The organism is Pseudomonas chlororaphis, assembly GCF_001921865.1.
GTDB lineage: Bacteria > Pseudomonadota > Gammaproteobacteria > Pseudomonadales > Pseudomonadaceae > Aquipseudomonas > Aquipseudomonas chlororaphis_D.
On the sequence record NZ_MSCT01000005.1, the window covers coordinates 242238 to 263475 of the forward strand.

Consider the following 21238-nt stretch of genomic DNA (forward strand, 5'->3'; position numbering starts at 1 on the left):
TATATGTACAGTTGTTTTCGAGCATAAAGCAAAATATCGGAGCGTCAAGCAGGTATTTTTTACCGCACATTTTTCAAGGCAGGGGACGAATTGCTGTTGACGATTGTCTTTTAAGTTGTACGATGACTTACAACTTCAGCCAAGGCTGATGTGTTTTTCATCACAATGTGCGTCCAGGGTGTTCGAATAATGAATCCACAAGAACTGAAGTCCATCCTCTCCTCCGGCCTGCTGTCTTTCCCGGTGACCGATTTCAATGCCCAGGGCGATTTCCATCGCGCGGGCTATATCAAGCGCCTGGAATGGCTGGCTCCTTACGGCGCCTCAGCGCTGTTCGCGGCGGGCGGCACCGGCGAGTTTTTCTCCCTGGCGGCCAGCGAATATTCGGAAATCATCAAGACGGCGGTCGATACCTGCGCCACTAGCGTGCCGATCCTGGCCGGCGTCGGCGGGGCCACCCGCCAGGCCATCGAATACGCCCAGGAGGCCGAGCGTCTGGGCGCCAAGGGGCTGTTGCTGTTGCCGCATTACTTGACCGAAGCCAGCCAGGACGGGGTTGCCGCCCATGTGGAGGCGGTGTGCAAGTCGGTGAAGATCGGCGTGGTGGTCTACAACCGTAACGTCTGCCGCCTGACCGCGCCGTTGCTGGAGCGCCTGGCCGAACGTTGCCCGAACCTGATCGGCTACAAGGACGGCCTGGGCGATATCGAGCTGATGGTGTCGATCCGCCGCCGTCTCGGCGATCGTTTCAGCTACCTGGGCGGCTTGCCGACCGCCGAAGTCTATGCCGCGGCCTACAAGGCCCTGGGCGTTCCGGTGTACTCGTCGGCGGTGTTCAACTTCATCCCGAAAACCGCGATGGATTTCTACCACGCCATCGCCCGGGAAGATCACGCCACCGTCGGCAAGATCATCGACGACTTCTTCCTGCCTTACCTGGATATCCGCAACCGCAAGTCCGGTTATGCCGTGAGCATCGTCAAGGCCGGAGCGCGCATCGTCGGGCATGACGCCGGCCCGGTGCGGGCGCCGCTGACCGATCTGCTGCCGGAAGAATATGAGGCGCTGGCGGCGTTGATCGACGCCCAGGGCGCGCAGTAATCCATCCCCGGGGCCGCTGAGCGATCAGCGGCCTTTTGCGTAAGGTTTTGTGTAAGGAGAGGGCGTGTGGCAGAGATGAAACGCTTCGATAACTACATCGGTGGCCAATGGGTCGCCGGTGCCGACTGCTCGACCAATATCAACCCGTCCGAGTTGTCCGATGTCATTGGCGAATACGCCAAGGCCGACCTGGCGCAGGTGCAGGCCGCGATCGATGCGGCGCGCGCGGCATTCCCGGCCTGGTCGACCTCCGGTATCCAGGCGCGCAGCGATGCGCTGGACAAGGTCGGCAGCGAGATCCTCGCCCGCCGCGAAGAGCTCGGCACCCTGTTGGCCCGGGAGGAGGGCAAGACCTTGCCCGAAGCCATCGGCGAGGTGAGCCGGGCCGGTAATATCTTCAAGTTTTTCGCTGGCGAATGCCTGCGCCTGTCGGGGGATTACCTGCCGTCGGTGCGTCCGGGCGTCAACGTCGAGGTAACCCGCGAGGCCCTGGGCGTGGTCGGCCTGATCACGCCATGGAACTTCCCCATCGCCATCCCGGCCTGGAAGATCGCCCCGGCCCTGGCCTATGGCAACTGCGTGGTGCTCAAGCCGGCGGAGCTGGTGCCGGGCTGTGCCTGGGCCCTGGCGGAAATCATCTCCCGCGCCGGCTTCCCGGCCGGGGTGTTCAACCTGGTGATGGGCAGCGGCCGACTGGTCGGCGAGGCCCTGGTCAACAGCCCGAAGGTCGACGGCATCAGCTTCACCGGCTCGGTCGGCGTGGGCCGGCAGATCGCCGTCAGCTGTGTCTCGCGCCAGGCCAAGGTGCAGTTGGAGATGGGCGGCAAGAACCCGCAGATCATCCTCGACGACGCCGACCTCAAGCAGGCGGTGGAACTAGCGGTGCAGAGCGCCTTCTATTCCACCGGGCAGCGTTGCACCGCTTCCAGCCGGCTGATCGTTACTGCCGGTATCCACGACAAGTTCGTCGCGGCCATGGCCGAGCGCATGGGTTCGATCAAGGTCGGCCACGCGCTGAAGGCCGGCACCGATATCGGCCCGGTGGTGTCCCAGGCGCAGCTTGAACAGGACTTGAAGTACATCGACATCGGCCAGTCCGAAGGCGCGCGGCTGGTCAGCGGCGGCGGCCTGGTGACTTGCGACACCGAAGGCTACTTCCTGGCGCCGACCCTGTTCGCCGACAGCGAGGCCTCGATGCGTATCAGCCGCGAAGAGATTTTCGGCCCGGTGGCCAACGTGGTGCGCGTGGCCGATTACGAGGCGGCGCTGGCCATGGCCAACGACACCGAGTTCGGCCTGTCGGCGGGCATCGCCACCACCTCGTTGAAGTACGCCAACCACTTCAAGCGTCACTCCCAGGCCGGGATGGTGATGGTCAACCTGCCGACGGCCGGTGTCGACTACCACGTACCTTTTGGTGGCCGCAAAGGTTCATCCTATGGTTCCCGCGAGCAAGGTCGCTACGCGCAGGAGTTCTACACCGTGGTGAAGACTTCCTACATCGGATCGTAAGCCCCCGCTGCACCCCGCCCGGCCTTTGCCTGAGGCCTGGCGGGTCGATGAAAAAGCATGTTTACCCGCATAAAAATAACGAGTGGGAGTACATCCAAATGCAAGCGACCCAGCCGACTCGCGTCCGCTACCTGATCCTGTTCATGCTGTTCCTGGTGACCACGATCAACTACGCCGACCGTGCGACCATCGCCATCGCGGGCTCCAGCCTGCAGAAAGACCTCGGCATCGACGCCGTCACCCTCGGCTACATCTTCTCCGCATTCGGTTGGGCCTACGTGGCGGGGCAGATCCCCGGCGGCTGGCTGCTCGACCGTTTCGGCTCGAAGAAAATCTATGCCTTGAGCATTTTCACCTGGTCGCTGTTCACCGTGCTGCAAGGGTATGTCGGCGAGTTCGGCGTCTCCACCGCAGTGGTGGCGCTGTTCATGTTGCGGTTCCTGGTCGGGCTGGCCGAGGCGCCGTCGTTCCCCGGCAACGCGCGCATCGTCGCGGCCTGGTTCCCCACCGCCGAGCGCGGCACGGCGTCGGCGATCTTCAACTCGGCGCAGTACTTCGCCACGGTGCTGTTCGCGCCGCTGATGGGTTGGATCGTCTATCACTTCGGCTGGCAGCACGTGTTCATCGTGATGGGCGCGATCGGGATCGTCTTCTCCCTGATCTGGCTGAAGGTTATCCACAGTCCTCGCCAGCATCCGCTGATCAACGAGGCCGAGTTCAAGCACATCGCCGACAACGGCGGCATGGTCGACATGGACCAGGACGCCAAGGGCAAGCGCGGCGACGGCCCGAAATGGGACTACCTGCGCCAGTTGCTGAGCAACCGCATGATGCTCGGCGTGTACTTGGGCCAGTACTGCATCAACGGCATCACCTACTTCTTCCTCACCTGGTTTCCGGTGTACCTGGTGCAAGAGCGCGGCATGACCATTCTCAAGGCCGGTTTCATTGCGTCCTTGCCGGCCATCTGCGGTTTTATCGGCGGGGTGCTGGGCGGGGTGATTTCCGATTACCTGCTGCGCAAGGGGCATTCCCTGACCTTCGCCCGCAAGGCACCGATCATTGGCGGCCTGCTGGTTTCCAGCAGCATCGTGGCCTGCAACTACGTGCAGATCGAATGGATGGTGGTGGGTTTCATGGCCCTGGCGTTCTTCGGCAAAGGCGTGGGCGCGCTTGGCTGGGCGGTGGTGTCCGATACCTCGCCGAAACAGATCGCCGGCTTGAGCGGCGGGCTGTTCAACACCTTCGGCAACCTGGCGTCGATCACTACGCCGATCGTCATCGGCTACATCATCAGCTCCACCGGCTCGTTCAAATGGGCGCTGGTGTTCGTTGGCTGCAATGCGCTGCTGGCAGTGTTCAGCTACCTGGTGATCGTCGGCCCGATCAAGCGTGTGGTGCTCAAGGAGCCGCCGAGCAACGGCCCCGAACTGAGCCAACTTTCCCAAGCGCATTCCTGAAGGGGCGGGCGTCATGCAGTTGATTGAACATTCCGATTCGCCGCGCTACATCCGCCTGCACGAGCGGGATAACGTGGTGGTCGTGGTCAATGACCAGGGCGTGCCGCAAGGCACGGCGTTCGCCGATGGCCTGGTCACCCTGGAGTTCGTGCCCCAGAGCCACAAGGTGCTGCTGGAGGACCTGGCCGCCGGCGACCCGGTGATCCGCTACGGGCAGGTCATCGGCCATGCCCAGCAGCCGATCCGACGCGGCAGTTGGGTCAAGGAAGACCTGCTGCGCATGCCCGGCGCCCCGGCGCTGGACAACCTGCCGCTGGCCACCGAGGTGCCGGCCGCCCAGGCGCCGCTGGAGGGCTTCACCTTCGAGGGTTATCGCAATGCCGACGGTACCGTGGGCACGCGCAACATCCTCGGTATCACCACCACCGTGCAGTGCGTGACCGGGGTGCTCGATCACGCAGTGAAGCGGATCAAGGACGAGCTGCTGCCCCGCTATCCCCATGTCGACGACGTGGTGGCGCTGACCCACAGCTATGGTTGCGGCGTGGCGATCAGCGCCACCGATGCCTATATCCCGATCCGCACCGTGCGCAACCTGGCGCGCAACCCGAACCTGGGGGGCGAGGCGCTGGTGATCAGCCTCGGTTGCGAGAAGTTGCAGGCCGGCCAGGTGATGCACGAGGACGACAGCTCGGTGGACCTCAGCGAGCCGTGGCTGTATCGCTTGCAGGACGCCAGCCACGGCTTCACCGAGATGGTCGAGCAGATCATGGCGCTGGCCGAAGTGCGGTTGCGCAAGCTCGACCAGCGACGCCGGGAAACCGTGCCGGCCTCGGAACTGGTGCTCGGCATGCAGTGCGGCGGCAGCGACGCTTTCTCCGGGATCACCGCCAACCCGGCGCTGGGGTATGCCTCGGACCTGCTGCTGCGAGCCGGAGCGACGGTGATGTTTTCCGAAGTCACCGAAGTGCGCGATGCCATCTACCTGCTGACGTCCCGCGCCGAATCCGCGCAGGTGGCTCGGGAGCTGGTGCGCGAGATGGACTGGTACGACCGTTACCTGGCCAAGGGCGAGGCCGACCGCAGCGCCAACACCACGCCGGGCAACAAGAAGGGCGGGTTGTCGAACATCGTCGAGAAGTCCCTGGGCTCCATCGTCAAGTCCGGCAGCAGCGCGATCAACGGCGTGCTGGGGCCGGGCGAGCGGTTTACCCGCAAGGGCCTGATCTTCTGCGCGACCCCGGCCAGTGATTTTGTCTGCGGGACCCTGCAACTGGCGGCGGGCATGAACCTGCATGTGTTCACCACCGGGCGCGGCACGCCCTACGGGCTGGCGATGGCGCCGGTGGTCAAGGTCTCGACCCGGACCGAGCTGGCCCAGCGCTGGCCGGACCTGATCGACATCGATGCCGGGCGCATCGCCACTGGGCGGGCGAGCATCGAAGAGCTGGGCTGGGAACTGTTCCACTTCTATCTGGACGTGGCCAGCGGCAAGCAACAGACCTGGGCCGAACGACACAAGCTGCACAACGACATCACCCTGTTCAACCCGGCGCCGATCACCTGACCGTGATCGCTCTTGATATCGCAGGAGGTCCTGCGGACCTATCGCAGCCTACGGCAGCGGCTACAGAGTTCGTGTTAGGCCCGATTGGGTGGCACCCTGCAACCTCTGTAGCCGCTGCCGAGCAGCGCGAGGCTGCGATCGACCGCAACGCGGGCGTGGCTGTTGATCGCGATGGGGGCCTTGTGGCTCGATGGATTTGCGCCTGATCCGGGCAAATCTGCCAGGCTTAAGCGTGCCGGCTGGCTTATCATTAGCGACCTAACGACAGGCTCAAGGTTGACCCGGCATGCTGGCCATATTTCTCGAAACCCTGAATATCACCGCGCCGGTATTCGCCATGTTGTTTCTCGGGGTGCTGCTCAAGCGCATCGACTGGATCAACGACGGTTTTATCCACACCGCGTCGGCCCTGGTGTTCAACGTCACCATGCCGGCGCTGCTGTTCCTCGGCATCCTGCACGCCGACCTGCATTCGGCGCTCAAGCCCGGGCTGCTGATCTACTTCGCCGTGGCCACCCTGGCCAGCTTTGCCTTCGCCTGGGGCTGGGCGATCTGGCGTTGCCCGCGGGAAGACCGGGGCATCTATACCCAGGGCGCGTTTCGCGGCAACAACGGGGTCATTGGCCTGGCGCTGGCGGCCAGCATGTACGGCGACTACGGGATCTCCCTCGGGGCGATCCTCGCGGCGCTGGTGATCCTGTTCTACAACACCCTGTCGACCATCGTCCTGGCGGTGTACAGCCCGGTGATCAAGTCGGACCCGTGGAGCATCTGCAAAAGCGTGGTCAGCAACCCGCTGATCATCAGCGTCCTGGCGGCCACGCCGTTCGCCGTTTTGCAGATCGGCCTGCCGACCTGGCTGGAGACCTCCGGCCAGTACCTGGCGCAGATGACCCTGCCGTTGGCGCTGATCTGCATCGGCGGCACCTTGTCCCTGGCGGCGCTGCGCAAGAGCGGCAACCTGGCGTTGAGTTCGAGCCTGGTAAAAATGGTTGCCCTGCCGGTCATGGCAACCCTGGGCGCCTGGCTCTGCGGATTCCGCGGGGCGGAGCTGGGGATTCTGTTCCTGTATTTCGGCAGCCCGACCGCCGCGGCGAGTTTTGTCATGGCCCGGGCGGCCGAGGGCAATCACGAATTGGCGGCAGCGATCATCGTCATCACTACCTTGATGGCGGCGGTGACCACCAATATCGGGATCTTCCTGCTGCAGTGGGGCGGGTGGATCTAGCGGGCCCTTGTACTTGTAGGAGCGAGCTTGCCCGCGATCCGGCAGTGAATCCACAAGCGGCCTTCGGCCTATCGTGAGCAAGCTCGCTCCCACATAAAGGGGAGGGGTTATTCGGGTTTCTGGTAGGTGTCGATCACTTCCTGGGCGGCGCGGAATGCGTCGATCGCTGCCGGTACTCCGGCGTACACCGCGCAATGCAGCAACGCCTCGCGAATCTCTTCCACCGTGCAACCGTTGTTCAACGCGCCACGGACATGCCCCTTGAGTTCCTGCGGGCACTTGAGTGCGGTCAGGGCGGCGAGGGTGATCAGGCTGCGGGTTTTCAGCGGCAGGCCTTCGCGGTTCCATACTCCGCCCCAGGCATGTTCGTTGACGAAGTCCTGCAACGGTTGGGTGAATTCGGTGGCGTTACCCAGGGCGCGATCGACGAAGGCGTCGCCCATTACCTGGCGGCGTACTTCCACGCCCTGCTTTTTATTATTCCCGGTCATTGCGCTTCCCCTTTGTGGTGTTGGCGGCGCCAGGCTCGCAGCGAACTGAACAGCAGAAACGCCACCAGCACTGGCAGGACGAAAAACAGCATCAGGCGCTCCAGCTTGCCGGCCAGCGGCATGCCGGTGGTGAAGGACACCACGTGCAGCCCGTACGCCAGGTACAGGCCGAGAAACAGCAGGCCTTCGGCGCGGGTGACCCGGTAGCCCGAATAAAACACCGGCAGGCACAGCACGGCGACGCCCAACAGCACGGGCAGGTCGAAGTCCACGGCGTTGGGCGATACCGACAGCGGCGTTGGCGCCAGCAGGGCGGTGAAGCCCAGTACCCCGAGCAGGTTGAACAGGTTGCTGCCGATGACGTTGCCCACGGCGATGTCGCGCTGGCCGCGCAGCGCGGCGATCAGCGAGGTGGCCAGGGCCGGCAGCGAGGTGCCGACGGCGACGATGGTCAGGCCGATGATGCGCTCGGACAGCCCCAGGTCGGTGGCGACCTCCACCGCGGCCTCGACCAGCAGATGGCCGGCGAATACCAGCAGGAGCAGGCCGCCGATCATCCACAGCAGGCTGCTCAGCCAATGCGCGCGAGCAGGGGCGTCTTCCTGATGGGCGTGCGGGCGCATCGAATGCCGCGACTGGCGCAGCAACAGCCCCAGGTACAGGACCAGGGTGGCCAGCAGGATCAGGCCGTCCAGCGGTGTCAGTTCTTCGTTGTAGGCGAGGACGAACACCAGCAGGCTGGCGAGGATCATCAGCGGGATGTCCAGCCGCACCAGTTGCCGGGAGACCCGCAGGGGAATGATCAACGCCGACAGGCCGAGGGTGACGAGGATATTGAAGATGGCGCTGCCGATCACGCTGCCGACGGCGATATCGCTGTTCTCGGCCAGGGTCGCTTGCAGGCTGACGGCCATTTGCGGCGCGCTGCTGCCGAAGGCGACGATGCTCAAGCCGATGATCAGGGGGCGGACATGCAGGCGAGCGGCGAGGCGGACCGCGCCGCGGACCAGCAGCTCGGCGCCGGCGACCAGCAGGATCAGGCCACTGAACAACTGCAGGACGCTGAACAGCGGTAAATCGGTTAATCCGAAAATGGTCTGGGCTCCGTGGTCAGTCGCTGATGGCTTGCACGCGAACCTTCGCGGTGCCGCTTCTGATCATACCCAACTGTTGCGCGGCGGCACGCGACAAATCGATCAGGCGGCCACGGGTGTGCGGGCCGCGGTCGTTGATGCGGACCACGACGCTCTTGTCGTTGTTGAGGTTGGTGACCTTGACGCGGGTGCCGAAAGGCAGCTCGCGGTGGGCGGCGGTCATGCCATGCTGGTTGAAGGGTTCGCCGCTGGCGGTGCGCTTGCCGTGGTGCTTGGCGCCGTAATAGGAGGCGGTGCCGGTCTGGTCGTAACCCCGAGGGTCGATGACATGGCTGGCGCAGCCGGCCAGGAATGAAAAAAGGAGCAGACAGCCCAGCAGGCGTTTCATCGATCGGGACCCCAGATACAAGTGTAGGAACGAGCATGCTCGCGATAGCGTTCTGTCTGAGACAACGCATCGCGAGCAAGCTCGCTCCTACAGGGGGCGAAAAAAGTGAATTTCGCCTTCAGCACCGCACTCAGCCTTCGAGTTTGCTCTTGAGCAGTTCGTTGACTTGCTGTGGGTTGGCCTTGCCTTTGGAGGCCTTCATCGCCTGGCCGACGAAGAAGCCGAACATCTTGCCGCGCTTGGCTTCATCGGCGGCGCGGTATTGCTCGACCTGTTCGGCGTTGGCCGCGAGCATTTCGTCCAGCACCGCGGAGATCGCACCGGTGTCGGTGACCTGCTTGAGGCCGCGCTTTTCGATGATCTCGTCGGCCTGGCCTTCGCCGTTGGCCATGGCTTCGAACACGGTCTTGGCGATCTTGCCGGAGATGGTGTTGTCCTTGATGCGCAGCAGCATGCCGCCCAGTTGTTCGGCCGAGACTGGCGCCGCGTCGATTTCCAGGCCCTGCTTGTTCAACAGGCTGCCCAGCTCGACCATGACCCAGTTGGCGGCGAGCTTGGCGTCGCCGGCGATCTTCACCACTTGCTCGAAGTAGTCCGCCTGCTCGCGGCTCGAAGCCAGCACGCTGGCGTCGTAGACCGACAGGCCGAACTGCTCCTGGAAGCGCTCGCGTTTCTGCGGCGGCAACTCCGGCAGGGTGGCGCGTACCTGGTCGAGGAACGAGTCCTCGATGACCACGGGCAGCAGGTCCGGATCGGGGAAGTAACGGTAGTCGTTGGCTTCTTCCTTGCTGCGCATCGGACGGGTTTCGTCCTTGTTCGGGTCGTACAGGCGGGTTTGCTGGATGACCTTGCCGCCGTCCTCGATCAGCTCGATCTGACGCTGGATTTCCGAGTTGATGGCTTTTTCGATGAAGCGGAACGAGTTGACGTTCTTGATCTCGCAACGAGTGCCGAACTCAGCCTGGCCTTTGGGGCGGATCGAGACGTTGCAGTCGCAACGCAGGGAACCTTCGGCCATGTTGCCGTCGCAGATCCCCAGGTAACGTACCAACGCGTGGATCGACTTGACGTAGGCCACGGCTTCCTTGGCGCTGCGCATGTCCGGCTCGGAAACGATTTCCAGCAGCGGCGTGCCGGCGCGGTTCAGGTCGATGCCGCTGGCGCCGTTGAACTCCTCGTGCAGGCTCTTGCCGGCGTCTTCTTCCAGGTGTGCGCGGGTGATGCCGACGCGTTTTACCGTGCCGTCTTCCAGCGGGATGTCCAGGTGGCCCTTGCCGACGATCGGCAGCTCCATCTGGCTGATCTGGTAGCCCTTGGGCAGGTCCGGGTAGAAGTAGTTCTTGCGGGCGAACACGTTGTGCTGGCCGATCTCGGCATCGATGGCCAGGCCGAACATGACCGCCATGCGCACCGCTTCCTGGTTCAGCACCGGCAGTACGCCGGGCATGCCCAGGTCGACCAGGCTGGCCTGGGTGTTGGGCTCGGCGCCGAAAGCGGTGGAGCTACCGGAGAAAATCTTCGATTGGGTGGTGAGCTGGGTGTGAATCTCCAGCCCGATCACGACTTCCCATTGCATGTGTGTCTCCTCAGAAGCCGGTTGGGGTGCGGGTGTGCCAGTCAGTGTTCAACTGATACTGGTGCGCAACGTTGAGCAAGCGGCCTTCCTGGAAATACGGGGCGAGCAATTGCACGCCGACCGGCAAGCCGTCGACGAAACCTGCTGGCATGGACAAGCCTGGCAGGCCCGCGAGGTTGGCGGTGATGGTGTAGACGTCTTCCAGATACGCAGCGACCGGGTCGCTGCTCTTGTCGCCGATTTTCCAGGCCGGGTTCGGCGTGGTCGGGCCAAGGATGATGTCGACTTCATTAAAGGCAGCCATGAAGTCGTTCTTGATCAGGCGACGGATCTTCTGTGCCTTCAGGTAGTAGGCGTCGTAGTAACCGGCCGACAGCGCATAGGCGCCGACCATGATCCGGCGCTGCACTTCGCTGCCGAAACCTTCGCCGCGGGAGCGCTTGTACAGGTCGCTGAGGTTGAGCGGGTTCTCGCAGCGATAGCCGAAACGCACGCCGTCGAAACGCGACAGGTTGGAGGAGGCTTCCGCCGGCGCGATCACGTAGTACGCGGGGATGGCGTGCTGCATGTTCGGCAGGCTGATTTGCTTGATCACGGCGCCGAGTTTTTCCAGCGCCTTGACGCTGTCATGGATCAGCTCGGCGATGCGCGGGTCGAGGCCGGCGCCGAAGTATTCCTTGGGCACGCCGATGCGCAGGCCTTGCAGCGAACCGTTGAGGCTGGCGCTGTAGTTCGGCACCGGTTCGTCGATGCTGGTGGAGTCGTTCGGGTCGAAGCCGGCCATGCCTTGCAGAAGGATCGCGCAGTCTTCGGCGGTGCGCGCCAACGGGCCGCCCTGATCGAGGCTGGAGGCGTAGGCGATCATGCCCCAGCGCGAAACGCGACCGTAGGTCGGTTTCAGGCCGGTAAGGTTGGTCAGCGCCGCCGGCTGGCGGATCGAGCCGCCGGTGTCGGTGCCGGTGGCGGCAGGCAGCAGGCGCGCGGCAACCGCGGCGGCCGAACCGCCGGACGAACCGCCTGGTACGCGTTCCAGGTTCCAGGGGTTTTTCGCCGGGCCGTAATAGCTGCTCTCGTTGCCCGAGCCCATGGCGAATTCGTCCATGTTGGTCTTGCCCAGGGTCACGGTGCCGGCGGCGGCCAGCTTGGCGACCACGGTGGCGTCGTAGGGCGCCTTGAAGTTGTCGAGCATCTTCGAGCCGCAGCTGGTGCGGATGCCTTGGGTGCAGAACAGGTCTTTGTGGGCGATCGGCGCGCCGAGCAGGGCGCCGTTCTCACCGTTGGCGCGACGGGCATCGGCGGCCTTGGCCTGCTGCAGTGCGAGGTCTTCGGTGAGGCTGATGAAGCTGTTGAGCTGCGGGTCGAGCTGGGTGATGCGCGCCAGCAGGGTCTTGGTCAGCTCTTCGGAGGAAAACTTCTTGTCGGCGAGTCCGCGGGCGATCTCGGCCAGGGTCATGGAATGCATTGCAGGCTCTTTCCCTTTAGTCGATGACTTTCGGAACCAGGTACAGGCCGTTTTCGACCGCTGGCGCGATGGACTGATAGGCCTCGCGATGATTGGACTCGGTCACAACGTCTGCGCGCAGGCGCTGGCTGGCTTCCAGTGGGTGGGCCAGGGGCTCGATACCGTCGGTATCGACTGCCTGCATTTCATCCACCAGGCCGAGAATGCTGTTCAGGGCCGAGGTGATGTGTGGAAGATCGGCATCATTGAGGCCAAGGCTGGCCAGATGAGCGATTTTTTCCACGTCGGAGCGTTCAAGCGCCATGGGATTCTCCAGTGGAAAACAAAGACGGACCTTGTCCGTGTATTGGATTGTCGGAACACTACCGCATTTTTGCGGTCACATAGGCCGCGATCGTGGGGATTGGTGCACAGAAAAGCGGCCAATTTAACATATTGGCGCCTTGCCCAAAATCCCTGTCGTTGTTAGAGTTTGCCGCACTTTTTTACCCACGCGTTGCCTAGGGTCCCTTTCCCATGTTCAAGAAACTGCGTGGCATGTTTTCCAGCGATCTTTCCATTGACCTGGGCACTGCCAACACCCTTATTTACGTGCGCGAGCGCGGTATTGTCCTGAATGAGCCATCGGTTGTGGCCATTCGGACCCACGGTAATCAGAAAAGTGTTGTGGCTGTCGGGACCGAAGCCAAGCGCATGCTCGGTCGTACTCCGGGCAACATTGCTGCCATTCGTCCGATGAAAGACGGCGTGATCGCCGACTTCAGCGTCTGCGAAAAGATGTTGCAATACTTTATCAACAAGGTTCACGAAAACAGTTTTCTGCAGCCCAGCCCTCGTGTGCTGATCTGCGTTCCATGCAAGTCCACCCAGGTCGAACGTCGTGCCATCCGTGAATCGGCCCTCGGTGCCGGTGCCCGTGAAGTGTTCCTGATCGAAGAGCCGATGGCGGCTGCGATCGGTGCCGGCCTGCCGGTCGAAGAGGCCCGCGGTTCGATGGTCGTGGATATCGGTGGTGGTACCACCGAGATCGCCCTGATCTCCTTGAACGGCGTGGTGTATGCCGAATCCGTGCGTGTCGGCGGCGACCGTTTCGACGAAGCGATCATCACCTACGTGCGTCGCAACTACGGCAGCCTGATCGGCGAATCCACCGCCGAGCGCATCAAGCAGGAAATCGGTACGGCCTACCCGGGCGGCGAAGTCCGTGAAGTCGACGTCCGCGGCCGTAACCTGGCCGAAGGCGTGCCACGCGCATTCACCCTGAACTCCAATGAAGTGCTGGAAGCCCTGCAAGAGTCGCTGGCAACCATCGTTCAGGCGGTGAAAAGCGCGCTGGAGCAATCGCCTCCGGAACTGGCTTCGGACATCGCCGAGCGCGGCCTGGTGCTGACCGGCGGTGGTGCCCTGCTGCGCGACCTGGACAAGCTGCTGGCCCAGGAAACCGGTCTGCCGGTGATCGTCGCCGAAGACCCGCTGACCTGCGTCGCCCGTGGCGGTGGCCGTGCATTGGAAATGATGGACAAACACACCATGGACCTGCTCTCCAGCGAATAATCGCGCCGGATGCACCCATGCGTACCGCTCGCAGGCAGCACTTTGCAGTGCTGCCTGTTGGCGTTTATCTTCTGTCATTCTGCTCCAGGCCGGTTTGAAGCCGTATGAATAAAGAGAATATTTGCCTGGGAGGAGCGGCTTATTAAACCGCTTTTCGCCAAAGGCCCCTCATTGGGCGTACGCCTGTTGGTGTTGGTCGTGCTATCGGTCGCGCTGATGGTGGTTGATGCCCGCTTCACACTGCTCAAGCCAGTGCGTAGCCAAATGTCGCTGGTGCTGATGCAGTCTTACTGGATCACCGACCTGCCGCAGCGGCTATGGCAGGGTGTGGCCAGCCAATTCGGCAGCCGCACCGAACTGGTCGCCGAAAACGAAAAACTCAAGACCGAAAACCTGTTGCTCCAGGGGCGCCTGCAAAAGCTCGCCGCCTTGACCGAGCAGAACGTGCGCCTGCGCGAGTTGCTCAACTCGTCCGCACTGGTCAACGAGAAGGTCGAAGTGGCCGAACTCATCGGCATGGACCCCAACCCTTTCACCCATCGCATCATCATCAACAAGGGTGAGCGCGACGGCGTGGTGCTCGGGCAGCCGGTGCTCGACGCCCGCGGCCTGATGGGGCAGGTGGTCGAGTTGATGCCCTACACCTCCCGGGTGCTGTTGCTCACTGACACCACCCACAGCATTCCCGTGCAGGTCAACCGCAACGGCCTGCGGGCGATTGCCAGCGGCACCGGCAACCCGGAACGCCTCGAACTGCGCCATGTGGCCGACACCGCGGATATCAAGGAAGGCGATCTGCTGGTCAGCTCCGGCCTCGGCCAGCGCTTCCCGGCGGGTTACCCGGTGGCGACGGTCAAGGAAGTGATCCACGACTCCGGCCAGCCATTCGCCATCGTGCGTGCCGTACCGACGGCGGCGTTGAACCGCAGCCGTTACCTGCTGCTGGTATTCAGCGATAACCGTACCGCCGAAGAGCGCGCCAACGACGCCGCCCAGGCGCAGGAAGCCCAGGACCAACAGGGCGGCGCCGCAGCCCCGATCGTTCCGGCGACCGTGCCCAAGCCTGTCGTGCCTGCGGCCCCGGCTCCCGCGGCAGCTCCTGCCGCCGCGGCTCCCGCGACGCCAGCCGCTGCGACACCGGTGAAGCCCGCGGCCCATCCGGCCCCGGTCAAGCCGGCCGCCACCAGACCCGTCACGCCCAAGCCGCCAGCGGCGGCCCCGGCCTCCACGGGAGGAAGAGAATAATGTCCCGAAACGGCTGGATGGTCTGGTTGACCTTCGCCATCGGCATGCTGCTCAGCGTGTCGCCCTTGCCGCAATTCATGGAAATCCTGCGCCCGCTCTGGCTGGCCTTGCTGCTGGCGTTCTGGGCCCTGGCCCTGCCGCACAAGGTCGGCATGGTCACGGCCTGGTGCCTGGGGCTGGCCGAGGATGTGCTGTACGGCACGTTGCTGGGGCAGAACGCGCTGATCCTGACCCTGATCACCTTCCTGGTGCTGTCGTTGCAGCAGCGCCTGCGCATGTTCCCGATGTGGCAGCAATGCCTGGTGATCCTGGTGATCTTCGGCCTGGCGCAGCTGGTGCAGCTGTGGCTCAGCGCCCTGACCGGCAACCGTCAACCGACCCTCGCCCTGGTCCTGCCGGCGTTGGTCAGCGCCTTGCTCTGGCCCTGGGTCAGCTTCGGTTTGCGCGGGTTGCGCCGACGTTTCAAAATCAACTGATTCGGTCAGGCATTTGCCCGTACCTCGACAGGGAGATGTCTTGATGAAAACGCTTTACCTCGCCTCAGGCTCGCCGCGTCGACGCGAACTGCTCACGCAGATCGGCGTGCCTTTTACCGCCCTCAGCGCGGATATCGATGAAACCCCGCTCCCCGATGAAAGCCCCGCGGCCTATGTCGAGCGCCTGGCGCGCGGCAAGGCGGCGGCCGGGCATGCGCTGCTTGCCCATGACCGTTCCGGTGCCTGCGTGTTGGGGGCGGACACGGCGGTGGTCCTCGATGGGCGGATTCTTGGCAAGCCCCTGGACCAGGCCGACGCGCGGTCGATGCTCATGGCGCTGTCGGATCGCGAGCATGAAGTGCTGACGGCCATCGCGGTGCTCGACGGCCAGCGCTGCGAGTCGCGGGTCATACGCAGCCTGGTGCGCTTCCGGGCGATCGACGAGGACGAGGCGGCACGCTACTGGGCCAGCGGCGAACCGTGCGACAAGGCCGGCGGCTACGGGATCCAGGGGCTTGCGGCGGTATTCGTGGCAGGGCTCAATGGCAGTTATTCAGCCGTCGTCGGCTTGCCGGTATGCGAAACCGCAGAATTGCTTGGCCATTTCGGCATACCCTGTTGGCAAACCCTTGCAGTGCACTAAGCGCCGCACCCGACCGATGCGGCCATCCCAGTGAATATGCCTGAACGAGACCCTGCCATGAGTGAAGAGATTCTGATCAACATCACGCCGATGGAGTCGCGCGTGGCGGTGGTCGAAAACGGTGTATTGCAAGAAGTCCATGTCGAGCGGACTCAGCGTCGCGGCATCGTCGGCAATATCTATAAAGGCAAGGTGGTTCGGGTCCTGCCGGGCATGCAGGCGGCGTTCGTCGATATCGGCCTGGATCGTGCGGCATTCATTCATGCCTCGGAAATCTCCCTGCGAGAAGGGCCGGCGGTGGAAAGCATCGGCGCCCTGGTCCATGAGGGGCAGAGCCTGGTAGTCCAGGTGACCAAGGACCCGATCGGCTCCAAGGGCGCGCGGTTGACCACCCAGCTGTCGATCCCTTCGCGCTACCTGGTGTATATGCCGCGTACCGCCCATGTCGGCATTTCCCTGAAGATCGAGGACGAGGCCGAGCGCGAGCGCCTGAAGCAGGTGGTCAGCGATTGCGTGGCCCAGGAAGGCATCAAGGAAGCCGGCGGATTTATCCTGCGGACCGCCGCCGAGGGCGCGGGCGCCGACGAAATCCTCATGGACATCCGCTACCTGCGCCGCCTGTGGGATCAGATCGCTGCCCAGATCAAGACCATCGGCGCGCCCAGCGTGATCTACGAAGACCTGGGCCTGGCCCTGCGCACGCTGCGGGACCTGGTCAGTCCGAAGATCGAGAAGATCCGCATCGACTCCCGGGAAACCTTCCAGAAAACCACGCAGTTCGTCGCCGAGCTGATGCCGGAAATCGCCGACCGCCTGGAGCATTACCCGGGCGAGCGGCCGATCTTCGACCTGTACGGCGTCGAAGATGAAATCCAGAAGGCTCTGGAGCGCAAGGTGCCGCTCAAGTCCGGCGGTTACCTGGTGGTCGATCCGGCGGAGGCGATGAGTACCATCGACGTCAACACCGGCGCTTTCGTCGGCCATCGCAACCTCGAAGAAACCATCTTCAAGACCAATCTCGAGGCGGCGACCGCGATTGCCCGCCAGCTGCGCCTGCGCAACCTGGGCGGGATCATCATCATCGACTTCATCGACATGGAAGACGAAGAGCACCAGCGCCAGGTGCTGCGCACCCTGGAGAAACAGCTGGAGCGCGATCACGCCAAGACCAACATCATCGGCATCACCGAGCTGGGCCTGGTGCAGATGACCCGCAAACGCACCCGGGAAAGCCTCGAGCAGGTGCTGTGCGAGCCCTGCAGCAGTTGCCAGGGACGGGGCAAGCTGAAGACCCCGGAAACCATTTGCTACGAAATCTTTCGCGAAATCCTGCGCGAGGCGCGGGCCTATCAGGCAGAAGGTTATCGGGTCCTGGCGAATCAGAAAGTCGTCGATCGGTTGCTCGACGAGGAGTCGGGCAACGTGGCGGAACTGGAGGCCTTTATCGGTCGGACCATCCGTTTTCAGGTCGAGACCATGTATTCCCAGGAACAATACGACGTGGTGTTGCTCTGAGTCCGCGTACCCTACATTTACCGGATACAGCTGGCTCCGGCTTGTGTATGACTTTTGCCATGGGGGCCAACTGACATGGAGCGTCTGATGCGCTTTCTTGCCGCTCTGACCCGCTGGGGGCTGGGGCTTTGTGCGTTGCTGCTGGTGCTGACGGCGTTGTACGTCAGCCTGGGTCGGGAATTGACCCCGCTGGTGGCCGAATATCGGACCGAGGTCCAGGCCAAGGCCGAAGAAGCCTTGGGCATGCCGGTGCAGATCGGTCGCCTGGAAGGCAGCTGGAGCGGCTTTTCGCCGATCCTGCTGGCCCAGGATGTGATTGTCGGCGAGGGCGCCAATGCCCTGCGCCTGGATCAGGTGCGCGTGGCGCCCGACCTGCCGGGCAGCGCGTTGGCGCGCCAGTTGCGCATCGAGCATCTTGAGTTCAGCGGCCTCAACCTGAGCCTGAAAGAAGGCCCGGACGGGCGCTGGGCGCTCGAAGGCCTGCCGGTGCAGGACGACCAGCCCGTCGATCCCGAGCAGTTGCTCAACCGTATGCAGATGGTCAGCGAGCTGTCGGTGCTCAATAGCCAGGTGACCCTGCAACCACAGGATCATGCGGCGATCGCCTTGACCTATGTCGGCTTGAATCTGCGCACCGGCGCCAGCCGGCAACGCCTGGATGCGCGCCTGACCCTGCCGGACGGCCAGCCGCTGGCGATCAACCTGCGTACGCGAATCCGCGCCAGCGCCTGGCGCGAGGGGCAGGCCGACGCTTACCTGAGCCTGCCGCAAAGCGATTGGGCGAAATGGCTGCCGCCGCGCCTGACCCGACAATGGCGCCTCTCCGAACTCAAGGCCGGCGGTGAGTTCTGGCTCAGTTGGGGCGAGGGGACGTTGCAGAGTCTGGTTGCGCGCCTGAACGCGCCGCAGGTCAGCGGAGCCTACGACGAGCGCAAGCCGATCACTCTGAAGAACCTGGCGCTCACCGCTTACTTCCAGCGCAATGACCAGGGGGTCAATGTCCTCTTCGATTCGCTGGCCATGAACCTGGGCGAGACGCGCTGGGAATCCCATGTGCAACTGCAACAGAGTGGTACCGCCAACAGCGCCGAAGAGCGCTGGCACTTGCAGGCCGACCGTCTCGACCTGACACCAATCACCCCGATCCTGGATGCCTGGGCGCCGTTGCCGCAGGGTGTGGCGACGGCGATCGACAACCTCAAGGTCACGGGCGCGCTGCGCAATGTCTTGCTCGACTACCGTCCGCAAGCCAGCGGCGATCAGCGCCTGAGTTTTGCCGCCAACCTGGAGCAGGTCGGCTTCAACGCCTATCACGGCGCGCCGGCGGCCCGTAACGTCAGCGGCAGCATCAGCGGCGACCTGGGGCAGGGCGAGCTGCGGATGGACAGCAAGGACTTTTCCCTGCACCTGGACCCGATCTTCGCCAAGCCGTGGCAGTACCTGCAGGCCAACGCCCGGCTGACCTGGAAGCTCGACCAGCAGGGCTTCACCCTGATCGCGCCGTACCTGAAGGTCTTGGGCGAGGAGGGCAAGATCGCCGGCGACTTCCTGATCCGCCTGCATTTCGATCACACCCAGGAAGACTACATGGACCTGCGGGTCGGCCTGGTCGACGGCGACGGGCGCTACACCGCCAAGTACCTGCCCGAGGTGCTCAGCCCGGCGTTGGACGAATGGCTGCGCACAGCGATTCTCAAGGGTGCGGTGGATGAAGGTTTCTTCCAGTACCAGGGTTCGCTGAACCATGGCGCGGCCGATACGGCGCGCAGCATCAGCCTGTTCTTCAAGGTCCATGACGCTGAGCTGGCTTTCCAGCCGGGCTGGCCGCATATCGGCAAGGTCAGCGGCGATGTGTTCATCGAAGACAGCGGGGTACGCATCCTTGCGAGCCAGGGCCAGTTGCTCGATACCCGGGTGAAGGACGTCTACGTCAATATTCCCCATGTGCCCGAAGGGCAAAACAGCCACATGTTTATCGACGGCGAGTTTGCCGGCGGTTTGGGCGACGGCTTGAAGATCCTCCAGGAAGCGCCGATCGGTACGGGAGAGACCTTTGCCGGCTGGCAGGGCGAGGGTGACCTGCAGGGCAAGATGAAGCTGGATATCCCGCTGGCCAAGGGCGAAGAGCCCAAGGTGGTGGTGGATTTCAAGACAGCCAAGGCCCGGCTCAAGCTGAGCGAGCCGGAGTTGGAGCTGAGCCAGCTCAAGGGCGACTTCCGCTTCGACAGCAGCAAGGGCTTGAGTGGCCAGGGCATCAGCGCCCAGGCCTTCGAGCGCCCGGTGACCGCGCAGATTTTCGCCGACGGCCGCCCCGGCAAGCTCGACACCCGGGTCGTCGCCAAGGGCCAGGTATCGGTGAAGGCGCTCACGCAATGGCTGAAATACAACCAGCCGCTGCCGGTTTCCGGCGACATTCCCTATCAGTTGCAGCTCAACCTCGACGGCGCGGACAGCCAGCTGATGGTCAGCTCGAGCCTCAAGGGCGTCGCCGTCGACCTGCCCGCGCCGTTCGGCATGGCGGCCAGCCAGGGGCGCGACAGTGTGTTCCGCATGACCTTGCAGGGCGCCGAACGGCGTTACTGGTTCGACTACGGCGAACTGGCCAACTTTACCTTCGCCGCGCCAAGCAGCAATTTCGCCGATGGCCGTGGCGAGCTTTTCCTCGGTGAGGGCGATGCTGTATTGCCGGGCCCCAAGGGCCTGCGGGTGCGTGGCGTGCTGTCGGAGCTGGATGTGGAGCCCTGGAAGGCGCTGATGGATCGTTATGCTGGGCAGGACGCGGGCGGTAGCGCCAAGCAACTGCTCAGCGGCGCCGACTTCCGGGTGGGCAAGCTCAGCGGGTTCGGCACCGTGCTGGACGAAGCCCGGGTACAGCTGACGCGCAAACCGTCCGCCTGGGCCTTGCAGCTCGACAGCCAGCAGGCCAGAGGCAACGTGGCGATTCCCGATGCCAAGGCGGCGCCGATGGCGATCAACTTGCAGTACGTGCGCCTGCCGGCCGCCGATCCGACGGCGCAGGCCGACGAGAATGCACCGGACCCGCTGGCCACGGTGGACCCGAAGAAAGTCCCGGCGCTGGACCTCTCGATCAATCAGCTGTACCAGGGCGACGACCTGATCGGCGCCTGGTCGCTGAAAGTGCGGCCGACCGCCAAGGGCATGGCCTTCAACAGCCTCGACCTGGGCCTCAAGGGCATGGTCCTGCAAGGCGCCGGCGGTTGGGAGGGCGAGGCGGGCGCCAGCAGCAGTTGGTACAAGGGGCGCCTGGGCGGCAAGAACCTGGCGGACGTGCTCAAGGGCTGGGGGTTTGCCCCGACCGTGACCAGCGAAGAGTTTCATCTGGACGTGGACGGGCGCTGGCCCGGTTCGCCGGCCTGGGTCGGGCCCAAGCGCTTCTCCGGCAGCCTGGATGCGACCCTGCGCAAAGGCCAGTTCGTCGAGGTCGAAGGCGGCGCGCAGGCCCTGCGGGTCTTCGGCTTGCTGAACTTCAACTCCATAGGCCGGCGCTTGCGCCTGGACTTTTCCGACCTGTTCGGCAAAGGCCTGAGCTACGACCGGGTCAAGGGGTTGCTGGTGGCCAGCAATGGCGTCTACGTGACCCGCGAGCCGATCGTGCTGACCGGTCCGTCGAGCAACCTGGAGCTCAACGGTACCCTCGACCTGGTGGCCGATCAGGTCGATTCGAAGCTGCAGGTGACGCTGCCGGTGACCAACAACCTGCCGATTGCCGCGTTGATCGTCGGTGCGCCGGCCGTCGGCGGGGCGCTGTTCCTGATCGACAAGCTGATCGGCGACCGGGTGTCGCGTTTCGCCAGCGTCCAGTACAGCGTCAAGGGCCCCTGGAAAGACCCGAAAATCACCTTTGAAAAGCCTTTTTGAAAAAGCCTGGTCCGGGCCCATGGAGTAGCATGGCCTTCTATCCAACC

Annotated in this window: 17 protein-coding genes; 11 read left to right on the forward strand and 6 right to left on the reverse strand. The window is 63.8% G+C overall.

Annotation, left to right across the window (positions count from 1 at the left end):
- Positions 1 to 189 precede the first annotated feature (189 nt).
- From kdgD to BTN82_RS04000, 5 genes are all read left to right on the forward strand, one after another.
- Positions 190 to 1101, forward strand: coding sequence for a 5-dehydro-4-deoxyglucarate dehydratase (kdgD, locus tag BTN82_RS03980; RefSeq protein WP_075117867.1), 912 nt, complete (start codon positions 190 to 192; stop codon positions 1099 to 1101).
- Positions 1102 to 1167: 66 nt separating this feature from the next.
- Positions 1168 to 2613, forward strand: a complete 1446-nt coding sequence (locus BTN82_RS03985) for an aldehyde dehydrogenase family protein (RefSeq protein ID WP_075117868.1) — start codon at positions 1168 to 1170, stop codon at positions 2611 to 2613.
- Positions 2614 to 2660: 47 nt separating this feature from the next.
- Positions 2661 to 4073: an MFS transporter gene (locus BTN82_RS03990; RefSeq protein ID WP_410002782.1), complete on the forward strand. Its 1413-nt coding sequence runs from the start codon at positions 2661 to 2663 to the stop codon at positions 4071 to 4073.
- A 13-nt stretch (positions 4074 to 4086) separates the two neighbouring features.
- Positions 4087 to 5640, forward strand: coding sequence for a galactarate dehydratase (gene garD, locus BTN82_RS03995; RefSeq protein WP_075117869.1), 1554 nt, complete (start codon positions 4087 to 4089; stop codon positions 5638 to 5640).
- A gap of 286 nt (positions 5641 to 5926) precedes the next feature.
- Positions 5927 to 6868 (forward strand): AEC family transporter, encoded by a 942-nt coding sequence (locus BTN82_RS04000; protein ID WP_075117870.1) that lies wholly within the window; start codon positions 5927 to 5929, stop codon positions 6866 to 6868.
- Positions 6869 to 6975: 107 nt separating this feature from the next.
- On the opposite strand, the gene BTN82_RS04005 is transcribed toward BTN82_RS04000, so the two are convergent.
- From BTN82_RS04005 to gatC, 6 genes are all read right to left on the reverse strand, one after another.
- Positions 6976 to 7359 carry a carboxymuconolactone decarboxylase family protein gene (locus BTN82_RS04005; protein ID WP_075117871.1) on the reverse strand — a complete coding sequence of 128 codons (384 nt, stop codon included), beginning with the start codon at positions 7357 to 7359 and terminating at the stop codon, positions 6976 to 6978.
- On the reverse strand, positions 7356 to 8411 hold the full coding sequence (locus BTN82_RS04010; protein ID WP_075117872.1) for a calcium/sodium antiporter: 1056 nt from the start codon (positions 8409 to 8411) through the stop codon (positions 7356 to 7358). The genes BTN82_RS04005 and BTN82_RS04010 overlap by 4 nt, the downstream gene beginning before the upstream one ends.
- Before the next feature lie 58 nt (positions 8412 to 8469).
- Entirely contained in the window at positions 8470 to 8841 is a 372-nt protein-coding gene (locus BTN82_RS04015) for a septal ring lytic transglycosylase RlpA family protein (RefSeq protein ID WP_075117873.1), read from the reverse strand.
- 130 nt (positions 8842 to 8971) lie between these two features.
- Positions 8972 to 10417, reverse strand: a complete 1446-nt coding sequence (gene gatB / locus BTN82_RS04020; RefSeq protein ID WP_075117874.1) for an Asp-tRNA(Asn)/Glu-tRNA(Gln) amidotransferase subunit GatB — start codon at positions 10415 to 10417, stop codon at positions 8972 to 8974.
- A gap of 10 nt (positions 10418 to 10427) precedes the next feature.
- On the reverse strand, positions 10428 to 11879 hold the full coding sequence (gene gatA / locus BTN82_RS04025; RefSeq protein WP_075117875.1) for an Asp-tRNA(Asn)/Glu-tRNA(Gln) amidotransferase subunit GatA: 1452 nt from the start codon (positions 11877 to 11879) through the stop codon (positions 10428 to 10430).
- Positions 11880 to 11895: 16 nt separating this feature from the next.
- Complete coding sequence (gene gatC, locus BTN82_RS04030) at positions 11896 to 12183, reverse strand: Asp-tRNA(Asn)/Glu-tRNA(Gln) amidotransferase subunit GatC (protein ID WP_044461215.1); 288 nt, start codon at positions 12181 to 12183, stop codon at positions 11896 to 11898.
- A 212-nt stretch (positions 12184 to 12395) separates the two neighbouring features.
- On the opposite strand from gatC, the gene mreB reads away from it, so the two are divergent.
- The 6 genes from mreB to BTN82_RS04060 all read left to right on the forward strand — a co-directional run bounded on the left by mreB (position 12396) and on the right by BTN82_RS04060 (position 21191).
- Positions 12396 to 13433, forward strand: coding sequence for a rod shape-determining protein MreB (gene mreB, locus BTN82_RS04035; RefSeq protein WP_002555108.1), 1038 nt, complete (start codon positions 12396 to 12398; stop codon positions 13431 to 13433).
- A 141-nt stretch (positions 13434 to 13574) separates the two neighbouring features.
- Positions 13575 to 14678: a rod shape-determining protein MreC gene (mreC, locus tag BTN82_RS04040; protein WP_075117876.1), complete on the forward strand. Its 1104-nt coding sequence runs from the start codon at positions 13575 to 13577 to the stop codon at positions 14676 to 14678.
- On the forward strand, positions 14678 to 15154 hold the full coding sequence (gene mreD, locus BTN82_RS04045) for a rod shape-determining protein MreD (protein WP_075117877.1): 477 nt from the start codon (positions 14678 to 14680) through the stop codon (positions 15152 to 15154). Before mreC ends, mreD begins: the two co-directional genes overlap by 1 nt.
- 43 nt (positions 15155 to 15197) lie before the next feature.
- Positions 15198 to 15797, forward strand: a complete 600-nt coding sequence (locus tag BTN82_RS04050; protein ID WP_075117878.1) for a Maf family protein — start codon at positions 15198 to 15200, stop codon at positions 15795 to 15797.
- Between the two features lie 57 nt (positions 15798 to 15854).
- Entirely contained in the window at positions 15855 to 17312 is a 1458-nt protein-coding gene (gene rng / locus BTN82_RS04055) for a ribonuclease G (RefSeq protein WP_075117879.1), read from the forward strand.
- Between the two features lie 75 nt (positions 17313 to 17387).
- Positions 17388 to 21191 carry a YhdP family protein gene (locus tag BTN82_RS04060; RefSeq protein ID WP_075117880.1) on the forward strand — a complete coding sequence of 1268 codons (3804 nt, stop codon included), beginning with the start codon at positions 17388 to 17390 and terminating at the stop codon, positions 21189 to 21191.
- Positions 21192 to 21238: the final 47 nt, after the last annotated feature.